Raw genomic sequence first — 17578 nt, 5'->3', positions numbered from 1 at the left:
CCCCGCCCCAGCAGACCCACCGGAAGGACACTGAGTTGACCGCAGCACCGCTCGCCGCCGTCACCGGAGCCGAGGGCTTCATCGGCTCCCACCTCACCGAGGCACTGGTCGCCTCCGGACACCGGGTCAGAGCCATGGCCCAGTACAACTCCTTCTCCTCCTACGGCTGGCTGGAGACCCTCGCCCCGGACGTCCTGGACGAGGTGGAGATCGTCCTCGGCGACGTCCGCGACCCCGGCTCCGTGCGCGCCCTGCTCGACGGCGCCGACACCGCCTACCACCTGGCCGCCCTCATCGCGATCCCGTACTCCTACCAGGCGCCGCACAGTTACGTGGAGACCAACGTCACCGGCACCCTCAACGTGCTGGAGGCGGTGCGCGCCCTCGGCACGCCCCGGCTGGTGCACACCTCCACCAGCGAGACCTACGGCACCGCGCAGACCGTGCCCATCACCGAGGACCACCCCATCAACACCCAGTCCCCGTACGCCGCTTCGAAGGCCGGCGGGGACCGGCTCGCCGAGAGCTACCACGCCAGCTTCGGCACGCCCGTCGTCACCCTGCGGCCGTTCAACACCTTCGGTCCGCGCCAGTCCATGCGCGCGGTCATCCCCACCGTCATCGGCCAGGTCGCGGCGGGGGAGCGGACCATCACCCTCGGCGATCTGCGGCCCACCCGGGACTTCACCTTCGCCAAGGACACCGCGCGGGCGTTCCTCGCCGTCGGCACCGCGCCCGCCGAGAACATCGTCGGGCGCACCTTCAACGCCGGCACCGGCGGCGAGATCTCGGTCGGCGACCTGGTCGCGCTGATCGGCAAGGTCATGGACACCGCCCTCGACGTGCGCGCCGACCCGGCCCGCGTCCGGCCCGCCAACTCCGAGGTCATGCGGCTCGTCGCCGACGCCGGCCGGCTCACCGCGGCCACCGGCTGGAGCCCCGCCCACAGCCTGGAGCAGGGCCTCGTCCAGACCGTGGAGTTCTTCCGCGACCCGGCCAACCTGGCCCGCTACAAGACCGGCATCTACAACATCTGACCCGGCCCGCCACACCCCGGGCCCATACGGCACGACTCAACGAAGGAGGAGCCCCATGCACGCAGTGATCCTGGCGGGAGGCAAGGGCGTAAGGCTGCGGCCCTACACCACCGCACTGCCCAAGCCGCTCGTCCCGATCGGCGACCAGCACGCGATCCTGGAGATCGTGCTGCGTCAGCTGTCGGCCGCGGGCTTCACCCGCTGCACCCTCGCGATCGGCCACCTCGGCGAGATCATCCGCGCCTATGTCGGCGACGGCTCCCAGTGGGGCATGACCGTCGACTACGCCACCGAGGAGAGCCCCCTCGGCACCATGGGCCCGCTGCTGGGCTTCAAGGACCGGCTGCCGGAGACGTTCCTGGTGATGAACGGGGACATCCTCACCGACCTCGACTACGCCGACGTGCTGTGCCGCCACCGGGAGTCGGGGGCGCCGCTCACCATCGCCACCTACGCCCGGAAGGTGCACATCGACTTCGGCGTGCTCACCACCGACGCGAGCAGGGTCGTCGCCTTCACCGAGAAACCCAGCATGGACTACCGCGTCTCCATGGGCGTCTACGGCCTCAGCCGTGCCACCCTGGACGGCTACACCCCGGGCCTGCCGCTGGGCTTCGACGAACTCGTCCTCGACCTGCTGAAGACCGGGAACCCGCCGCACGCCTACGCGTTCGACGGCTACTGGCTGGACATCGGCCGCCCGGACGACTACGACCGGGCCAACGCCGAGTTCACCAGCCGCAAGTCCCTGCTGCTCAAGGGAGCCTGAGGAGCACATGCGCATTCTCGTCCTGGGCGGCACCGGATATCTGGGCCGCCATGTGGCGGAGCGGCTGCGCGCCCTGCCGGGCGCGCACCTGCTCGCCGCCGGCCGCGACGGCGCCGCGGAGTTCGGCGCCGACCTCGCCCGCGACCGGCCGGAGCGGCTCGCCGAGACCCTGGCGGCGGCGGCTCCGGACGCCGTGGTGAACTGCGCGGGCGCCACCGGCGGCGACGCCGTGACGCTGGCCGAGACCAACGCCCGCGGGCCCGCGGCGCTCTGCGCGGCACTGCGCGCGGCGGCGCCCACGGCCCGGCTGGTGCACCTCGGTTCGGCCGCCGAGTACGGGCCGGGCACGCCGGGCGAGCCGGTCGCCGAGTCCTCGCCCGCCTGCCCGGTCACGCCGTACGGCGCGACCAAGCTGGCGGGCACGCTCGCGGTGACAGCCGCCGCGCTGGACGCGGTGGTGCTGCGGGTCGGCAACCCGGTCGGCCCGGGCGCGCCACCGGCCAGCCTGCCGGGCCGGCTGGCCGCCCTGCTGGGCCCGGCCGCCCGGGATCCGGACGCGGTGCTGCGGCTGGGGGACCTGTCCGCCCACCGCGACTTCGTCGACGTACGCGATGTGGCCCGGGCCGTCGAGTCCGCCGTCACGGCGCCCGCCCCGCTGCCGCCGGTGCTCAACATCGGCGGCGGTCAGGCCCTGCCGGTACGGCGGGTGGCGCACGGTCTGGCCCGGCTCGCGGGGTTCCGGGGCAGACTGGAGGAGGGCGCCGGGGGCGCGGCAGGCTCGGCCCGGTCGGCCGCGGTGTCCTGGCAGTGCTCGGACATCTCCGCCGCGGCGGACGCCCTCGGCTGGCGGCCGGTGCACAGTCTCGACGACTCCCTCGCCGCGCTGTGGGCGGCCACCCTGGAGCGGGTGCCGTGAGCCTGCTGGTGCCGCTGTACGTGCATCCCGCCGACGATCCCGCCGCCTGGCACCGGCTCATCGCCTCGGCGGACCGCACCTGGGCGGTGATCCTCAACCCGGCGAGCGGGCCCGGCGCCGCTCCCGACCCGGCGTTCCTGGCGGCCGCCCGGGCCCTGCGCGCGGCCGGGGCCCGTCTGCTCGGCTACGTCGACACCGACTACGGCGTCCGCGACCCGGCCCGGATCACCGAGGAGGCACGCCGGCACCGGGACTGGTACGGGGCCGACGGCTGCTTCCTGGACCGGGTGACCGCCGGCCCGGACGGCGTCCCGGCCTGCCGCCGGCTGGTGCGGGACCTGCGGCGGTCCGGCACCGGGACCGTCGTCCTCAACCCGGGCGTCCATCCGGCTCCGGGCTACGTCCGGCTCGCCGATCTGACCGTCACCTTCGAGGGGCACTGGAGCACCTACGTCTCCGCGTTCACCCGGCCCGCCTGGACCGTCCGGCAGCCGCCCGGCCGGCTGTGCCACCTCGTCTACGGCGTGCCCGAGGTCCTGGTGCCGCTCGCGGTCCGCACCGCGCACGAGCGGGGCGCGGCGGTGTGCGGGCCGGTGACGGGCGAACCGCCCAATCCCTGGGCCGTGTTGACCCCGGCGCTGACCGGTGGCGAGGGTGTGGCAGGCTGACCGGACCAGCATCCGCACCAGGGGAGGCAGCGACCGTCATGGCCGTCATCCACCACACCACCCTCCGGCCGGCCAAGACCGAACTGCTCGCCGGCTGGCTGCCCACCCGCCCGTGGTACCGCGGCGGCCCGGCCCCGGTGCTGGAGCGGTCCGGCGGCTTCCGGCTGGACGACCCGGAGGGCGAGGTCGGCATCGAGTTCATCGTGGCCACCGACACCACGAGCCCCGGCCGGACGGCGTACCTGGTGCCGCTCACCTACCGCGGGGCGCCCCTGGACGGCGCCGGACACGCCCTCGTCGGCACCATGGAGCACGGCGTGCTCGGCACCCGCTGGGCCTACGACGGCTGCCACGACCCGGTGCTGGTCGGCGAACTGCTCGCCCTGATCGAGGGCCGGGCCCCGGCGATGGCCCAGAGCATCAGCGACACACCGGACCACGAGGTGACCCGCTCCTACACCGGTGCCCCTCTCGGCCGGGCCGGGTCCACGCCCGAGCCGGCCGACGACGAGGACGGCACCCGGCTGCCCGCGCCGCACGGCACGGTCCTGCACGTCCACCGGGTCCTCGCACCGGTCGAGGAGAACCCGCCGCTGCCGCCGCGGGGCGCGCTCGGCCATGTGGCCACCGGCTGGGCGGGCCCGGACGACAGCCGGCTGCGGGCCGTCCTCATGACCCTGCGCCCCGCCTGACCCCGCCACCGTCCCGCGCCCGGTGTGCGCCGACCGCCGCCGCGGTGCCGGACGGGACCGGTCTCCTTCCGGCCCGGCACCGCGGCGGCGGACGATGGCCACCCGCATGGGCTAGACACCGGCCGCGGACGGCTTCGTTGGGCGGAACCCGGGGTGCGCGCGGAGCCGGCCCCGGGTCAGATGGACTCGTGCGAACCCCCATACACCGCTTCCGCGGCCGGTCCCGCCTGTGCCTCACCGGCGCCCTCACCGGCCTGGCCCTGTTCCTCTCCAGCACCCCGGCCCTGCCCGGGCCGGCCGACCCGCTCGCGCGCGGCAGCGCCTACATGGGCATCGGCGTCCCCGCCCACGACGGCGTCACCGGCACTCCTCCCCCGGACTCCCGCGCCTCCCAGACCGAGGGCGTGGACGTCTCCAGCCACCAGGGCGACGTCGCCTGGCAGTCGCTGTGGGACAGCGGCGTCCGGTGGGCGTACACCAAGGCCACGGAGGGGACGTACTACACGAACCCCTACTTCACCCAGCAGTACGACGGCTCCTACGGCGTCGGCATGGTACGCGGCGCCTACCACTTCGCCACCCCGGACACCGCCGGCGGCGCGACCCAGGCCGACTACTTCGTGGACCACGGCGGCGGCTGGTCGAAGGACGGCAAGACCCTCCCGGGCGTCCTCGACATCGAGTGGAACCCGTACGGCGACGCCTGCTACGGCAAGTCCGCCTCCGGCATGGTGAGCTGGATCCGCGACTTCCTCGACCGCTACAAAGCCCGCACCGGCCGCGCCGCGGTCCTCTACACGGCCACCAGTTGGTGGTCGGAGTGCACCGGCGGCTACGCCGGCTTCGGCGCGGTCAACCCGCTGTGGGTCGCGCGCTACGCCTCCACGGTGGGCTCGCTGCCGGCCGGCTGGTCGTCGTACACCATGTGGCAGTACACCTCCACGGGGCCGACGGTCGGCGACCACGACCGGTTCAACGGTTCCCAGGACGCGCTGCGGGAGTTCGCCACCGGCTGAGCGCCGCGCCCGGGCTCAGTCCACGTCCACGTCGTCGAACAGGGCGTGCATCGCGCCGAGCACCCGCAGGCAGGCGTCCACGTCCGCCGTGGTCAGCTCGCCGTCCACCCGGCGCAGCAGTGCGTGCTCGCGGGCCCGGACGGCACCGATCGCCGCCCGGCCCGGCCCGGTCAGCCGGATCAGCGGCGAACGGCGGTGCGCGGGGTTCGGCACGCTCTCCACCAGTTCCTGGCGTGCCGCGTCGTTCACCATGCGCTGCACGAACTGCCGGCTGAGCGCCTGGGCCCGGCCCATCTGCGGCACCGTCATGGGCCCCCGGGCGCGCAGCAGATCGAGTACCGCGCGGACGCCGACCGACAGGCCTTCGACCGGTGCCGCCTCCTCCACCTTGCGGTGCACCCGCCGGTAGAGCGGGCCGACCAGGTCGAACACTTCCGTGAGGCGTTCCGCCAACCGGTCCTGCGCGGCGGAAGAGGGGATGCGGTCGTCGTTCATACGACCAGGATGACACCTTGGTTGCCAACCCGCGAGAAGAATGACACCTTGGTTGTCATGACTGTGGAGCTGACATCTCTGCCCGTCCACTTCCTGCCGACCGCCGACGGCCGTCTCGCCTACCGCGAGGCCGGCTCCGGCACCCCTCTCGTCCTCCTGCACGGCGGTTTCGTCGACCACCGCATGTGGCAGGAGCAGATCCGGGCCTTCGCGCCGAGCCACCGGGTCATCGCCTGGGACACCCGCGGGCACGGCGCCTCCGACAACGCGACCGGCCCGTTCCGGCAGGTCGACGATCTCGCCGCGCTGCTCCGGGGGCTCGACGCCGCCCCCGCCGTCCTGGTCGGACTGTCGATGGGCGGAGGCATTGCGGTGGACTGCGCACTGGAGTACCCCGGGCTGGTGCGTGCCGTCGTCGTCAGCGGGTCCGGCACCAGCGAGGCCGCCTTCGCGCATCCCTGGGTGCTGGAGACCCTCGCCGCGCAGAACGGGTGCCTGGCCGCCGGCGACCTGGAGGGCTGGGCCGACGCGTTCGCGCTGTGGGCGGTCGGCCCCTACCGCGAGCCGGCCGACACCGATCCCGAGCTGCTGCGCCGGATACGGCGGATGGGCCTGGACACACTCGGCAAGCACACGCCCGGCGAACCCGACCACCGCGTTCCCGTCACCCGCACCTGGGAGCGTGTGCCGGACATCAAGGTGCCCTTGATCGCGATCAACGGCGCCCTGGAATCCCCGGACCACCAGGCCCTGGCCGCCCGTCTCACGGACCTCGTCCCGGGCGGTCGTACCGTCACCGTCCCGGGCGCCGCCCACTACCCGAACATGGAGAACCCGGCCGGCTTCAACGCCGAACTGGCCGCCTTCCTGGAGCGGTTGCCGTGACCGGGGCCCGCTCGGCCCTCCCCGGGCGGGCGTACCGGGACCGCGGTCAGGTGCCCGAGGCGAGCAACTGGCCGGCCAGCCGCTGGGCCTGGGCGAGCAGCGCGCCGTAGGTGGCGACCTCGTCGGGATCGTCCGTCGCGGAGCGGGCCAGGTCCCGGCGCAGGTCAGCGAGCGTGCCGCGCAGGCCGGCCACGGACTCGCGCAGCTCCTCCTCGCACGCGTCGCCGAACCGGCTGTGGCTGTAGAGCCGCAGCGCGCGGGCGGTCCGGCACAGGAACTCCGCGTACCGCCGGGCGGCCCCGGGACGCGGCCGGGCCGCCGGGCGGTCCCCGGCGGCGGCCTCCAGCACCGTGCGGGTCACCTCCGCGGTGTGCACGGCCGCGTAGTCCAGCACCACCACCGCGTCGTCGTACCCCTTGCCCGGCGACGCCGGCACACCGCCGCGGCGGCGGCGCAGATTGACCCGCAGGCTCTCCCGGCTCCACTCGGCCGTCGACCGGGCCTGCTCCACCTGCCGGTGCAGCCGCAGCGCCCGCTGGTGCCAGCCGTCGGCCTCCTCCGGGTCCCAGCGTCCCGCGGCCAGCCCGTCCGCCACGTCCCGGAGGATGTCGTGCGCCTCCTCGGTCGCGTCCCGCAGCACCGCCTGGGTGTCGCGCAGATACAGCGGCGGCCGGACCAGCGCGTTGACCGTGATCCCGACCACCGCGCCGAACAGGGCCTCGGTGAGCCGGGCCGTCGAGGTGGCGACGCTGACCGAGCCGTTGGTCAGCACGAACAGGGCGCCGGTGGCCGCGTAGATGCCCTGGCTGCCCAGGCGCCGCCACTGGCCCAGCAGCATCGCGAGGGGCAGCACCACCGCCATCGCGCCCACCGTGCTGTGCAGCAGCAGCCCGACGGCGGTGGCGGCGACCGTGCCGGCCGCGATCGCCCCGAGCTGCTGGAGGCCGCGGGTGATCGACCGGTACACGGTCGACTCGACCAGCACCACCGCCACCCACGGCGCGACGAACGCCACCGGCGCCTTCAGCCACCAGCCCGCCACCGCCCAGGCCAGCCACGCGGCCAGCGCCGCCTTCCCGGCCTGGACGGCCAGGTCCCGTTCCCGGCCGGGTCCGGCCAGGGCCCGCCGCGCCGCGTCCACCGCGGCGGACAGATCACGCCGTACGGCCTGCCAGGTCACTCGTAGTCCACGCACACCTCCCCGGGTGCCACCTTGGGCACCGGTCATGCCCGTGCCCGTGGGTGTTCCGGGTGCTCCCGGGTGTGTCGTGCCGCGTCCCGCCGCCCGGCTCAGCCCAGGCTCGGCGGTGTCCAGTCGGCGTGCCGCAGGATGGCGCGGATCGACGTCCGGGACGGGGCGAGCCGCAGGCCGGTGTCGCGCAGGGCGACGGCCAGGGGGTGGGACAGCCGCTGGCCCAGCCGGCCCGCCTGCCGGGCGGCGCGGGCGACCGACTGGGCCCGGGGGCGGCGCTCGGCGTCGTACCGGGCCAGCGCCGCGCCGACCGAGGGCTCCGCGGCGAGCGCGGCGGCCAGCGTCGCCGCGTCCTCCAGGGCCTGGCAGGCGCCCTGGCCGAGATGCGGGCTCATGGCGTGCGCCGCGTCGCCCAGCAGCGCCACCCGTCCCGCCGTGAAGGACGGCAGCGGGGTGACGAGTTCGTCTAGGTCGTGGTGCAGCACGGCCTCGGGCCGGGTCGCGGCCAGCAGCGCCGGGACCGGCTGGTGCCAGTCGCGGAAGCGGTCGCGCAGCATGCCGAGCGGGTCGGTGTGGCGCACCCCGGCCGGCGCGGTGAGCACCGCGTGCCACTCGGCGCGGCCGTCGGCGAAGGCGATGTGCCCGAACTCCGCGCCCCGGCCCCAGGTCAGCTCGAAGTCGGTCGCGAGGTCCACCGGGCCCTCGGTGACGGCGCGCAGCACCGTGGAGCCGGCGTAGACCGGGCCGGGATGGTCCGGGAAGAGCAGTCCGCGCAGCCTGCTGTGCACCCCGTCCGCCGCGACAACCAGGTCCGCGTCCAGGAAGTCGTTCCCGGCGGGCACCCGCACCCGGCCGGGAGCCGACAGGTCGAGCGTCCGCGCGGTGACGCCGGTGAGCAGGCACTCGGCGGGCAGCGCCGCGCGCAGCAGCCGGTGCAGGGCGGCGCGCGGGATGCCGACGATGGGCGCGCCGAGCTCGCGTTCCAGCACGGTGCCGTCCATGCGGGCCAGCCACCGGCCGGTGGGCGTGCGGGTGCCGCCGGTGTACTGCGGCCGGGCCGCCGCCCGGACCGCCGCGCCGGCGCCCACCGCGTCCAGCGCGCGCAGCCCGTTGGCGTGCAGGGAGATGCCCGCGCCGGCGTCGGCGAGGACCGCGGCCCGCTCCACCACCCGGACGTCCCAGCCGACGCGCCGCAGCCCGAGGGCCGCCGCCAGTCCGCCGATGCCGCCGCCGACCACCACCGCCGTACCGCCCATGCCGACCCCTCCGTACCTGAAACTTCTACACCTGTAGAAGCACCTTAACGCGGCCTTCTACAGATGTAGAAGCGGGTTCGGAAACCGGTGTAGAAAGGGGAGGTGGCCTCAGACCGACGAACCCTGCTCGCCGACACGGCGATCACCGTGCTCGCCGACACCGGCATGCGCGGGCTGACGCACCGTGCCGTGGACCGGACGGCCGGCCTGCCGCCCGGCACCACGTCCGCCTACTTCCGCACCCGGCAGGCCCTGCTCACCGCCCTGGTCCGCCGGCTGGTCGCGCTCGACCAGGCGGAGCTGGAGGAGACCGGCGCCCGCACACCCGTGCCGCGCACGGTGGGTGACCTGACGGCGGGCATCGCCGCGCTCGTCGAGGCACGGCTCACCGGGGACGGCCGGCGCCGGTCGCTCGCCCGCTACGCCTGCGCCGTCGAGAGCGCGCACCATCCCGAGCTGCGCGAGATCCTCGTGCCGCGCGAGAACCTGGGCCGGCGGATCGTGCGCGACTTCCTCGCCGCGCACGGGGTGACGGACCCCGAGGACCGCACGGTGACCCTGCTGACCTGCGTGGACGGTCTCGTCTTCGACCGCCTGGTGCACGGCGGGAGCGTCCGGGCGCAGGAGATCCACGGACTCGTCACCGCCGCGCTGCGCTGAGCCGCCACGACGCCTGCCGGAGCGGCGGGACCGGTCCACCATGGGCCGGGGCGTGGGTCATGGGGGTACGGCGCGGAGCGCGGTCAGAACCGCCCAGACGACCGAGACCAGCGGCACCGCCACGACCGCGCCGATCACCCCGGCGACGATGCTGCCCGCGATCACCGACACGGCCACGACCAGCGGGTGCAGCCGCACCGCCCAGCTCATCACCAGCGGATGCAGCACATGTCCCTCCAACTGGCCGATCACCACGATCAGCACCAGCACGGCCAGCGCCGTCAGCGGACCCCGCCCGGCCAGCGCGACGACGGTGGCCACGCCCAGCGCCACCGGCGAGCCCACCAGCGGCACGAACGCGGCGAAGAACTCCAGCAGGGTCAGCGGCAGCGCGAGCGGCACCCGCAGCACGAACAGGGCCACGCCCACGAGCACCGCGTTGGTGGCCGCGATGATGATGATGCCGCGGGTGTACCCGGAGAACGTCCGCCAGGCCGCCCGCCCCGCCCGGTCCCACGCCGGGCGGGCCCCGCCCGGCACCAGCCGGTCCCGCGCCCAGCCCCACAGGCGCTCGCCGGAATGCAGGAAGAACACCGAGGCGAACAGCGCCAGCGCCCCGCCCGTGATCAGCTCCACCACCCGGCCCAGCTCGTCCACCGCGCTGCTGAGCAGCGCCGACCGGTGCGCGGTGACGTACTGGGTCACCTGCCGTTGCAGCGTGGACAGCGCGCCGGGACCGAGCCGGAACGGCGGCCGGCGCAGCCAGCCCTCGATACGGTCGACCCCGCCGCGGAACTCGTCCGTCAGCCGGCCCGACTCGCCCGCCACCGAGCTGCCCACCAGCGCGAACAGCCCGAGCACCAGCACCACACTGCCCATCAGCGCCACGGCCACGCCCAGCGGCCTCGGCAGGAACCGGCTGAGCAGATCGGTCGGCGGGCGCAGCACGGACGTCACGACCAGGGCGAGGAACAGCGCGACGGCCACGAGCTGGAAGCTGCCGAGGAGGCTGAACACGCCGTAGACGACCGCACCGACGAGGATCAGCCGCCAGGCGTAGGAGGCGGCCACCCACAGCCAGGGCACCGTCCGGCCGTCCGCCGCCGGGGCGGACTCCGGGCGGGGTGGGGCGGGCAGCCGCACGGAGTACGCGGGCCGGCTGCCCAGCACCGCGCCCCGGGCCCGGCGCCGCCCGGCCCGTCCGGCCGTCCGCCGGCGCGCATCGCCCACCACCGCTCCCGTCCGCTCGCCCCGCCGGCCCGGCTGACGGCCGGTCACCTGCACGACACGGTAAGCGCGTCCCGGGCCGGCGGCGCGCGGAGAACACCCGGGTGGCGGTGGGGCCCCGGGGCGGCCCGGGGGAGACGACGGTCCGTGCGGCGGCGGGGAGCGCGGCGGCCACGGCGGGGGGAGGCGTCGCTCCACCGGCCGGGACCGAAGGGGTGACGGCCGGCGGGGGAGGGCTGCCGCGCGGCCGGGTCCGCTACGGCTCCGTGGTGCCCGTGTCACCGGCGGGCGCGGGCAGGCCCTCGGTGAGCCCCGTGGGCCGCTCGTCGCACCGGCGGTAGCGGGCGACCGCCCGGCCGAGTTCGCGCCGCTCGGACTCGGGCAGGCTGCCGCCCTGGACGTAGGCCAGCACGTGCTCGGCGACCGTGCGCAACTTGACGTTGGTGCGCTGGGAGACGTCCCGCAGGGCCCGCCAGGCCTCTTCCGGAGCGAGCTGCCCGAGGACGACGACGGCGCCGATGGCCTGGTCGATCACGGCGTGCGAGGTCACGGCGCGGCGCAGTTGCCGGTTCTCCTCCTGCAACCGGTCGTACTCCGACGCCAGGTCGGTGGCCGAGAGCAGGGTGAGGGGCTGGTTCCGGGAGAGGGCGAAGAAGGCCATCGAGCACCTTTTCGGGGTGGAGGGGGCGTCCACGCTACGCCTGCCCTCAGCGGGCGCATGCACACGAATCGAACCGGACCGCGACCGCCCACGGACCCCCGCCCGTCTCCCGCCCCGACCACCCGTCTCCGCCTGGCACCCCGTCTCCCGAGCACGGCCGGGCGGATCACCCCTGTCCCGGCTATGACCATCGCATCGCCCGTCTCCCGGCCACGACCGCCGGATCGCCCGCCTCCCGGCTACGACCGTCAGGTCACCGTCTCCCGTCGTCGGCCCCGGCTTACGGCCGGCCGTCAGCCGGACAGCCCGGTGTCCTGGACCGCGCGCTCCACCGGCAGCAGCTCCCGGATGTCCGCGGGCAGCGCCCCGGCCATCCGCTCGGTCAGCTCCGGCGCGAGAGCGGCGTCCAGCACCTCCAGCACGGCGGCGGCGTCCCGCAGCGCCTTGTTCTCGTCGGTGCCGGCCCGGGCGGCGACCCGCCCGGCGAAGGCGGTCAGCCCGAACCGTTCGCCCGCGGAGCCGGAGTCCCGCCCGGCCGAGGCGTCGGCCGCCTCCCGCATGGCCGCCGCCAGGTCCGGCGGGAGCTGCGCGGCCACATGCCGGGCGAGCCCGGACGGCAACCGTTCCGCCAGTGTGCTGACGACCGCGTGCGCGGCCCGCTCGGCCGTTCCCCGGTCGGGCAACTGGGCCAGCGCCTGCACTTTCCCGATCATCTCGTCGTGCCGCATGAGACCGGTCCCTTCCGCGCGATGCGCCCCCGGCGCGCCCGCCCGGCGGACGTGGCGCCGCCCGCCGGGTACCCCGGCCGGCCCCGGATCACCGGCGCCGGGGCCGCCGTCCGGGTTGCGTCGGTCCCCGGTGGCGGGGTACGTGTCGGCAGCGGGACACCGGCGGAGCGACGTGCGAGTGCGAGGTGCGCATGGCAGGCACGATGCTGACGGCCCCGTTGTGGGACCTCCACAACGGGCAGGGACCACGGCAGCTGGCCGAACTCGGGCTCGCGCTGCTGCTGTCGAGCCTGATCGGCTGGGAGCGCGCGGCCCAGCAGAAGAGCGCGGGCATGCGCACCCACAGCCTGGTCGGCATCGCGAGCGCCCTGATGATGGAGGTCTCCCAGCACGGGTTCAGCGCGGTGCTCGGCCTGGACCACGTGTCCTTCGACCCCTCCCGGGTCGCGGCGCAGATCGTCTCCGGCATCGGCTTCATCGGCGGCGGGCTGATCTTCGTACGACGGGACGCCGTGCGCGGTCTGACCACGGCCGCCACCATATGGCTGACCTGCGCGGTCGGCATGGCCTGCGGCGGCGGGCTGCCCGTGCTCGCGCTGGTGGTGACGGCGCTGCACTTCCTGGTGGTCCGGGGGTACCCACGGCTGTCGTCCCGGCTGGTCTCCGGCACGGCCGCCACCACGTTCGAGGCGCGCCTGACCTACCGGACCGGGACCGCGCTGCTGCCGCGCCTGATGCAGATCTGCACCGGGCGCGGCTTCCGGATCGTGCAGGTCAAGGTGGAACGGCTGCCCGGCCGCACCGACGAGGCGGCACGGGTGCTGCTGCATCTGGAGGGCACCGCGGACCCCTCCGCGCTGGCCTCGGAACTGTTCGTGGACGAGGGTGTATTGGACGTCGAACTGTCCACCACGGCGGACGAGGAATAGCCCCGGCGGCCGGACCGGGGCCGTCGCCGGGTCAGCCCTCGGCCTTCGCCTGCGTCGCCGTCCAGGCGTACTGGAGCCAGTCCGACACGGTCACCGCGCCGAGGCCGCCGCAGACCAGCCGGGTGAGCCGGGGCGCCGCCGCGTAGGAGCACACCAGGGCACCGGCCGTCCAGGCCGCGGTGCAGAACGGGCAGGACACCAGGTCGCCGACGGCCCGCCGCAGCCCGGTGCCGCGCGGTTCGTCCAGCACCTCGGCGGCCTCGCCGTCGTCCCCGCGCCGGGTGAACGGCGCCCGGACGAAACTGGTGATCTTGTCCCTGGTCAGCAGCCGCGAGGTCTTGTAGGTCGCCACGCCCAGCAGCGCCACGTCCCAGGGCGGCACCTCCTGCGGCAGCCGTACTCCCCGGCGCCGGGCCACCAGCGCGAAGGTGCCGACGCTCGCCGCGAACACGGAGGCGAGGACGGCGTACCCGCCCAGTGGCGTCTCGCCCCGCTCGTCGTAGCGTGCGGCGTCCGTCGTCATGAGACCTCCCAGAAGTCCACCGGTGTGCACCGTTTCCCCTGTGCCGGGCGCCGGACGAGTGCCCTCCCGGCCGGACGCGACACGTGACCTTGTGGGCCCGGGCCGGGCGGAGTAAATTATTCATCGTCCGATGAATTACATCGTGCGGTGCGTCACTGCTCCCGGGAAGGGCGGAACGGTCATGGAGAAGACCACCTGCTGTGTCGTGGGCGGCGGACCCGCGGGCATGGTGCTCGGCCTGCTGCTGGCACGCGCCGGGGTTGCGGTGACGGTGCTGGAGAAGCACGCCGACTTCCTGCGCGACTTCCGCGGCGACACGGTCCACCCGTCCACCCTGGCGCTCCTGGACGAACTGGGCCTGGCCGAGCGCTTCGCCCGGCTCCCGCAGCGCCGGGTCCGCACCGTCCAACTGCCGGTCGGCGCCGGCCGCGCGCCGGTCACCGTCGCCGACCTCTCGGTCCTGCGCGGTCCCTACGACTACGTGGCGATGGTGCCCCAGTGGGACCTGCTGGACCTGCTCGCCGCGGAGGCCCGCCGCGAACCCTGCTTCGACCTGCGGATGAACACCGAGGCGACCTCCTTCCTGACCGAGTCCGGACGGATCACCGGAGTGCGCTACCGCACCGCCGACGGCCGCACCGGAGAACTGCGCGCCGTGCTCACCGTCGCCTGCGACGGCCGGGGCTCGCTCGCCCGCTCCCGGCCGGAGCTGCGGCTGCGCCGCTTCGCCTGCCCGATGGACGCCTGGTGGTTCCGGCTGCCCCGGCGGGAGGGCGATCCGTCCGGGCTCGTCGGCGCCGCCGGCGACGGCCTGCTGACCGCGATGATCGACCGCGGTGACTACTGGCAGTGCGCCGCGCTCATCGCCAAGGGCACCGACCCCGAGCGCCGCGCCGCCGGCCTGGACCGCTTCCTGGCCGGCTACGCCGCCGCCGTCCCCTGGATCGCCGACCGCACACACACCCTGCGGTCGTGGGACGACGTCAAACTCCTCGACGTGCGGCTGGACCGGCTGCGCCGCTGGCACCGGCCCGGTCTGCTGTGCATCGGCGACGCGGCGCACGCCATGTCCCCGGTCTTCGGCATCGGCATCAACCTCGCCGTGCAGGACGCCGTGGCGACCGCGCGCCACCTGGCCGGACCCCTGCGCCGTGGCAGGGTGCGCCTGCGTGACGTACGGGCCGTGCAGCGCCGCCGCCATCCCACCACGGTCGTCACCCAGACGCTCCAGCGGGCGGCCCACGCCCGTGTCGTCGCCCCGGTGCTCAGCGGCCGGCCGCCGCTGGGCGGCGCGCGGCGGGCCCGGCGCGTCGCGGGCCTGGTCGCGGGCTCGCCCTGGCTGCGCCGGCTGCCCGCGTACTTCGTCGCCTACGGCGCCCGCCGGGAACGGCCCCCCGCGGCGGCGGTCCGCCCGCCGGCACCGGACACGGAAAGCCCCGCCCCCACCCCCGCACCCGGCCCGTGACCGGGAGCCGCCGCAGCCGATGACCGGGGCTTCCTCAGCCCGTGAACCGGGCCGTCCGGCCCAGCGCCTGGCCGCCCTGCCAGAACGCCGGCGTCCGGCCCGGCGCTGGTGAGACCCCGGACGAGGACTGCGGGGAACTGCCTTTGGCCATAAGCATTCTGATACGGCATCAGTCCGCATTCTTTCGCGTAACCACCGTTGTCCGAACAGAAGGCTCTATGTTCCACTGATCTCCTCCGCCACATCGATCACCCGCTCCCGGGCGGGGAGAGCAGCCAGAGGGATCCGTGTGTGATGACCTGGGGTTCGAAAGACTCCTCAGCGAGGACGGTTTCTTCGCCCGTATGCTCGGGCGGTCGCCGTCGGGGGCCACTCGTGAACCCCTGTATGGTCCGGACCTGCCCGTCGTACTGCTCACCGGCGGCCCGGGCATGGGCAAGGGCCGGCTGCTGCGCGCCGCCCGGGACCGGTTCGCCACCAAGGTGCCGGTGATCTACCTGGACTGCGGCTCACCGGTCCACGCGGAACGGGCCGAGCCGGAGCCGGGCGCCCGCTCGGCCGCCACCGAGGTGCTGGTCGAGGCCGCCCGGCGGCTGTGCACCTGGCAGGGAACAGGCGGTTCGTTCACCTTCCCGCGGCTCTTCGCGGGCCTCGCGGTGATCGCGACCGGAGTGGCGGAGGGCACGCCCGACGCAGTCGCGGCGGAGGTCGAACGGTACGCGGAGTTACCCCAGCGCCAGCGTTTCCGCGGCGTCGCGGCAGGCGACTTCTGGCGCGGCGCGCTCCTCGGCGCCATCCGGAACCTGCTGAACACCCTGTCCGCGCAGGCGCTCGGCCCCTACTCGGCCGCGGTCAGCGGCGCACTGGTGGACGCCCTCATCTCCAGCCTGGCGCCCCGCGGCCGGACGGAGATGGCCCGGCTCTACGGCGCGTACCCCGGCGCGGCCGGCCAGCCCGAGCACGGACTGCGCGACCTCGCCGCCGACTTCCGGGCCGGCGGCGAGGGGCGCGAGGTGGCGGAGCGCTTCCTCTTCCGGGCCCTGCGCGAGGACTTGGAGGCGGCCTACGGGGGAGCGGTGGGCTGGCTGCGCCGGGTCGGCCGCCCGGCGATGCTGCTGGACCACGCCGAGACACCGCTCGGAGAACAACTGCTGCGCGCCGTGCTCACCGACCGCCGCGGCGGCCAGCGCGACCGCGTGGTGATCGTGGGCACCGCGCGCCGGGCGGACGGCGGCGCCTTCCTGTACGAGGGACTGCCCGCGCGGGAGGTGCCGTCCCCGGCGGAGTTCCGGCCGGCCGACGGCGCACCGCCCGCCTGGACCCGGCGCACCGCCTCGGGCGAGGGCCGGGCACCACTGGCCGACGGGGTGCTCCTGCTGCGGATGCCGCTGCTGACCGGCGACCAGCTCCGCGAGGAGACGGTCCGCAGACAGCGGCGCGCCGGACAACTGGGCGGCACCAACCGCCGCCGTATCGACGCCGCCGTGGCCCGGCTGAGCGGCGGACGGCCGCACACGGTGATCCGGCTGGCCGCCGCCGCCGCGACCTACCACATGCCGGAGGACGCCAACGACCGGGACATCCTCGCCGCCACGCTGCCGCTCCCGGCCGACGGCACCACCACCGAGCGGCCCGTGGCGGACGTCCTGCTGGAGGAACTGGTCCTGGCCCAACTGCCGGTACGGCTGCCGGCCGAACACCACGACCAGTGGCTCGACCTGCTCACCCATCTGTCGGTGGCCCACGACACGGAGTGCGCGGACGTCCTGCTCCGCCACCACCAGCGCCGTCGCGTCCACCGGCTGACGGCCCATCACGTCTCCCAGTTCCTCGCCGACACCGGATGGCCCGGCTGCGAACGGCACTTCATCGGGGACTTCGGTCTGCGCCAGCTACTGGTGCACCGGCTGTACGGGCTGGAGCCCGACGGCGCCGCCTGGTACGCCGACCACCACCTGCTGCGCGACCACTACACCGGACGCGTGGCGGAGGACGCGGCGCCGGGCGGCGCGTTCCGGTCGGTCATGACGCACCGGATGAACCACCACCTGGTCTCCGGCGGGGTCGACGACGTCGTCCGCCATCTGGCCGCCACGCTGCCGGGCCGGCCAGAGGAGTGGTGCGCCGAGCTGCTGGAGATCGCGCAGGCGCCGTATCCGGGCGGCGCGGACACCCGCCGGCGGCGCGCCCAGGGCCTGGTCGCGGTGGACGGACCGGCGCTGCGCCGCACCGTCGACCAACTGCTGCACGCGGTGTGGCTGTGCGAGGAGCGGACCAGGCCGACCGGACCGGAGACGGCCCGCACACTGGCCAAGCTGCTGGACCTGCTCTCGATCATGGAGTTCGAAGGGGCCGGGCAGCTCGGCAGGACGGCCACCGAATGGAGCGGCCTCGCGGAGAACGACCAGCCGCTGCTGCGCTGCGCGTGCACCGATCAGCTCGGGCGAAGGAGATAACCG

The 17578-nt window shown here is 75.0% G+C and carries 18 protein-coding genes; 11 read left to right on the top strand and 7 right to left on the bottom strand.

What is annotated here, in order from left to right; all coding sequences use genetic code 11:
* The first annotated feature begins 35 nt into the window (after positions 1 to 35).
* The 6 genes from ACZ4SV_RS28800 to ACZ4SV_RS28775 all read left to right on the top strand — a co-directional run bounded on the left by ACZ4SV_RS28800 (position 36) and on the right by ACZ4SV_RS28775 (position 5098).
* Positions 36 to 1037, top strand: coding sequence for a GDP-mannose 4,6-dehydratase (locus tag ACZ4SV_RS28800; RefSeq protein WP_468007637.1), 1002 nt, complete (start codon positions 36 to 38; stop codon positions 1035 to 1037).
* 55 nt (positions 1038 to 1092) lie between these two features.
* Complete coding sequence (locus ACZ4SV_RS28795) at positions 1093 to 1806, top strand: sugar phosphate nucleotidyltransferase (protein ID WP_365878403.1); 714 nt, start codon at positions 1093 to 1095, stop codon at positions 1804 to 1806.
* Positions 1807 to 1813: 7 nt separating this feature from the next.
* Positions 1814 to 2722, top strand: a complete 909-nt coding sequence (locus ACZ4SV_RS28790) for an NAD-dependent epimerase/dehydratase family protein (protein WP_468007634.1) — start codon at positions 1814 to 1816, stop codon at positions 2720 to 2722.
* A complete protein-coding gene (locus ACZ4SV_RS28785) occupies positions 2719 to 3390 on the top strand; it encodes a spherulation-specific family 4 protein (RefSeq protein WP_397942127.1) in 672 nt (223 codons plus the stop codon). Before ACZ4SV_RS28790 ends, ACZ4SV_RS28785 begins: the two co-directional genes overlap by 4 nt.
* Positions 3391 to 3428: 38 nt before the next feature.
* Complete coding sequence (locus ACZ4SV_RS28780) at positions 3429 to 4082, top strand: maltokinase N-terminal cap-like domain-containing protein (RefSeq protein ID WP_468007632.1); 654 nt, start codon at positions 3429 to 3431, stop codon at positions 4080 to 4082.
* A gap of 188 nt (positions 4083 to 4270) precedes the next feature.
* Positions 4271 to 5098 carry a lysozyme gene (locus ACZ4SV_RS28775; RefSeq protein WP_468007630.1) on the top strand — a complete coding sequence of 276 codons (828 nt, stop codon included), beginning with the start codon at positions 4271 to 4273 and terminating at the stop codon, positions 5096 to 5098.
* Positions 5099 to 5113: 15 nt separating this feature from the next.
* On the opposite strand, the gene ACZ4SV_RS28770 is transcribed toward ACZ4SV_RS28775, so the two are convergent.
* The gene (locus ACZ4SV_RS28770; protein WP_397942122.1) at positions 5114 to 5593 is read right to left on the bottom strand and encodes a MarR family winged helix-turn-helix transcriptional regulator; all 480 of its coding nucleotides are present in this window, start codon (positions 5591 to 5593) and stop codon (positions 5114 to 5116) included.
* Between the two features lie 57 nt (positions 5594 to 5650).
* On the opposite strand from ACZ4SV_RS28770, the gene ACZ4SV_RS28765 reads away from it, so the two are divergent.
* Positions 5651 to 6478: an alpha/beta fold hydrolase gene (locus tag ACZ4SV_RS28765; RefSeq protein ID WP_468007628.1), complete on the top strand. Its 828-nt coding sequence runs from the start codon at positions 5651 to 5653 to the stop codon at positions 6476 to 6478.
* Positions 6479 to 6524: 46 nt separating this feature from the next.
* Here the strand turns inward: ACZ4SV_RS28765 and ACZ4SV_RS28760 are convergent, their stop codons facing one another.
* Positions 6525 to 7631, bottom strand: a complete 1107-nt coding sequence (locus tag ACZ4SV_RS28760) for an FUSC family protein (RefSeq protein ID WP_468007677.1) — start codon at positions 7629 to 7631, stop codon at positions 6525 to 6527.
* A 137-nt stretch (positions 7632 to 7768) separates the two neighbouring features.
* The gene (locus ACZ4SV_RS28755) at positions 7769 to 8926 is read right to left on the bottom strand and encodes an FAD-dependent monooxygenase (RefSeq protein WP_468007626.1); all 1158 of its coding nucleotides are present in this window, start codon (positions 8924 to 8926) and stop codon (positions 7769 to 7771) included.
* 102 nt (positions 8927 to 9028) lie between these two features.
* Here ACZ4SV_RS28755 and ACZ4SV_RS28750 point away from each other — a divergent pair, with 102 nt between their 5' ends.
* Positions 9029 to 9586, top strand: a complete 558-nt coding sequence (locus tag ACZ4SV_RS28750; RefSeq protein WP_468007624.1) for a TetR/AcrR family transcriptional regulator — start codon at positions 9029 to 9031, stop codon at positions 9584 to 9586.
* A 57-nt stretch (positions 9587 to 9643) separates the two neighbouring features.
* On the opposite strand, the gene ACZ4SV_RS28745 is transcribed toward ACZ4SV_RS28750, so the two are convergent.
* From ACZ4SV_RS28745 to ACZ4SV_RS28735, 3 genes are all read right to left on the bottom strand, one after another.
* Positions 9644 to 10864 carry an AI-2E family transporter gene (locus tag ACZ4SV_RS28745; RefSeq protein ID WP_468007622.1) on the bottom strand — a complete coding sequence of 407 codons (1221 nt, stop codon included), beginning with the start codon at positions 10862 to 10864 and terminating at the stop codon, positions 9644 to 9646.
* A 205-nt stretch (positions 10865 to 11069) separates the two neighbouring features.
* The gene (locus ACZ4SV_RS28740; RefSeq protein WP_365884393.1) at positions 11070 to 11474 is read right to left on the bottom strand and encodes an ANTAR domain-containing protein; all 405 of its coding nucleotides are present in this window, start codon (positions 11472 to 11474) and stop codon (positions 11070 to 11072) included.
* Positions 11475 to 11767: 293 nt separating this feature from the next.
* Positions 11768 to 12202 carry a DUF2267 domain-containing protein gene (locus tag ACZ4SV_RS28735; RefSeq protein WP_468007619.1) on the bottom strand — a complete coding sequence of 145 codons (435 nt, stop codon included), beginning with the start codon at positions 12200 to 12202 and terminating at the stop codon, positions 11768 to 11770.
* 191 nt (positions 12203 to 12393) lie between these two features.
* On the opposite strand from ACZ4SV_RS28735, the gene ACZ4SV_RS28730 reads away from it, so the two are divergent.
* Entirely contained in the window at positions 12394 to 13131 is a 738-nt protein-coding gene (locus ACZ4SV_RS28730) for an MgtC/SapB family protein (protein ID WP_365884178.1), read from the top strand.
* Between the two features lie 31 nt (positions 13132 to 13162).
* Here ACZ4SV_RS28730 and ACZ4SV_RS28725 read toward each other — a convergent pair whose 3' ends face one another.
* On the bottom strand, positions 13163 to 13654 hold the full coding sequence (locus tag ACZ4SV_RS28725; protein WP_397942110.1) for a DUF1360 domain-containing protein: 492 nt from the start codon (positions 13652 to 13654) through the stop codon (positions 13163 to 13165).
* 181 nt (positions 13655 to 13835) lie between these two features.
* Between ACZ4SV_RS28725 and ACZ4SV_RS28720 the strand changes: the two genes are divergently transcribed.
* On the top strand, positions 13836 to 15119 hold the full coding sequence (locus ACZ4SV_RS28720) for an FAD-dependent oxidoreductase (protein ID WP_468007617.1): 1284 nt from the start codon (positions 13836 to 13838) through the stop codon (positions 15117 to 15119).
* A 287-nt stretch (positions 15120 to 15406) separates the two neighbouring features.
* On the top strand, positions 15407 to 17575 hold the full coding sequence (locus ACZ4SV_RS28715; RefSeq protein ID WP_468007615.1) for a hypothetical protein: 2169 nt from the start codon (positions 15407 to 15409) through the stop codon (positions 17573 to 17575).
* Positions 17576 to 17578 lie beyond the last annotated feature (3 nt).

Source organism: Streptomyces sp. NPDC027672 (assembly GCF_055566335.1).
This window is presented reverse-complemented; position numbering and strand designations above follow the sequence as displayed.

Coding starts and splice junctions, on each gene's coding strand:
- ACZ4SV_RS28795 (WP_365878403.1), top strand. CDS start 1,093: ATGCACGCAGTGATCCTGGCGGGAGGCAAGGGCGTAAGGCTGCGGCCC.
- ACZ4SV_RS28790 (WP_468007634.1), top strand. CDS start 1,814: ATGCGCATTCTCGTCCTGGGCGGCACCGGATATCTGGGCCGCCATGTG.
- ACZ4SV_RS28780 (WP_468007632.1), top strand. CDS start 3,429: ATGGCCGTCATCCACCACACCACCCTCCGGCCGGCCAAGACCGAACTG.
- ACZ4SV_RS28770 (WP_397942122.1), bottom strand. CDS start 5,593: ATGAACGACGACCGCATCCCCTCTTCCGCCGCGCAGGACCGGTTGGCG.
- ACZ4SV_RS28765 (WP_468007628.1), top strand. CDS start 5,651: ATGACTGTGGAGCTGACATCTCTGCCCGTCCACTTCCTGCCGACCGCC.
- ACZ4SV_RS28755 (WP_468007626.1), bottom strand. CDS start 8,926: ATGGGCGGTACGGCGGTGGTGGTCGGCGGCGGCATCGGCGGACTGGCG.
- ACZ4SV_RS28740 (WP_365884393.1), bottom strand. CDS start 11,474: ATGGCCTTCTTCGCCCTCTCCCGGAACCAGCCCCTCACCCTGCTCTCG.
- ACZ4SV_RS28735 (WP_468007619.1), bottom strand. CDS start 12,202: ATGCGGCACGACGAGATGATCGGGAAAGTGCAGGCGCTGGCCCAGTTG.
- ACZ4SV_RS28730 (WP_365884178.1), top strand. CDS start 12,394: ATGGCAGGCACGATGCTGACGGCCCCGTTGTGGGACCTCCACAACGGG.
- ACZ4SV_RS28725 (WP_397942110.1), bottom strand. CDS start 13,654: ATGACGACGGACGCCGCACGCTACGACGAGCGGGGCGAGACGCCACTG.
- ACZ4SV_RS28720 (WP_468007617.1), top strand. CDS start 13,836: ATGGAGAAGACCACCTGCTGTGTCGTGGGCGGCGGACCCGCGGGCATG.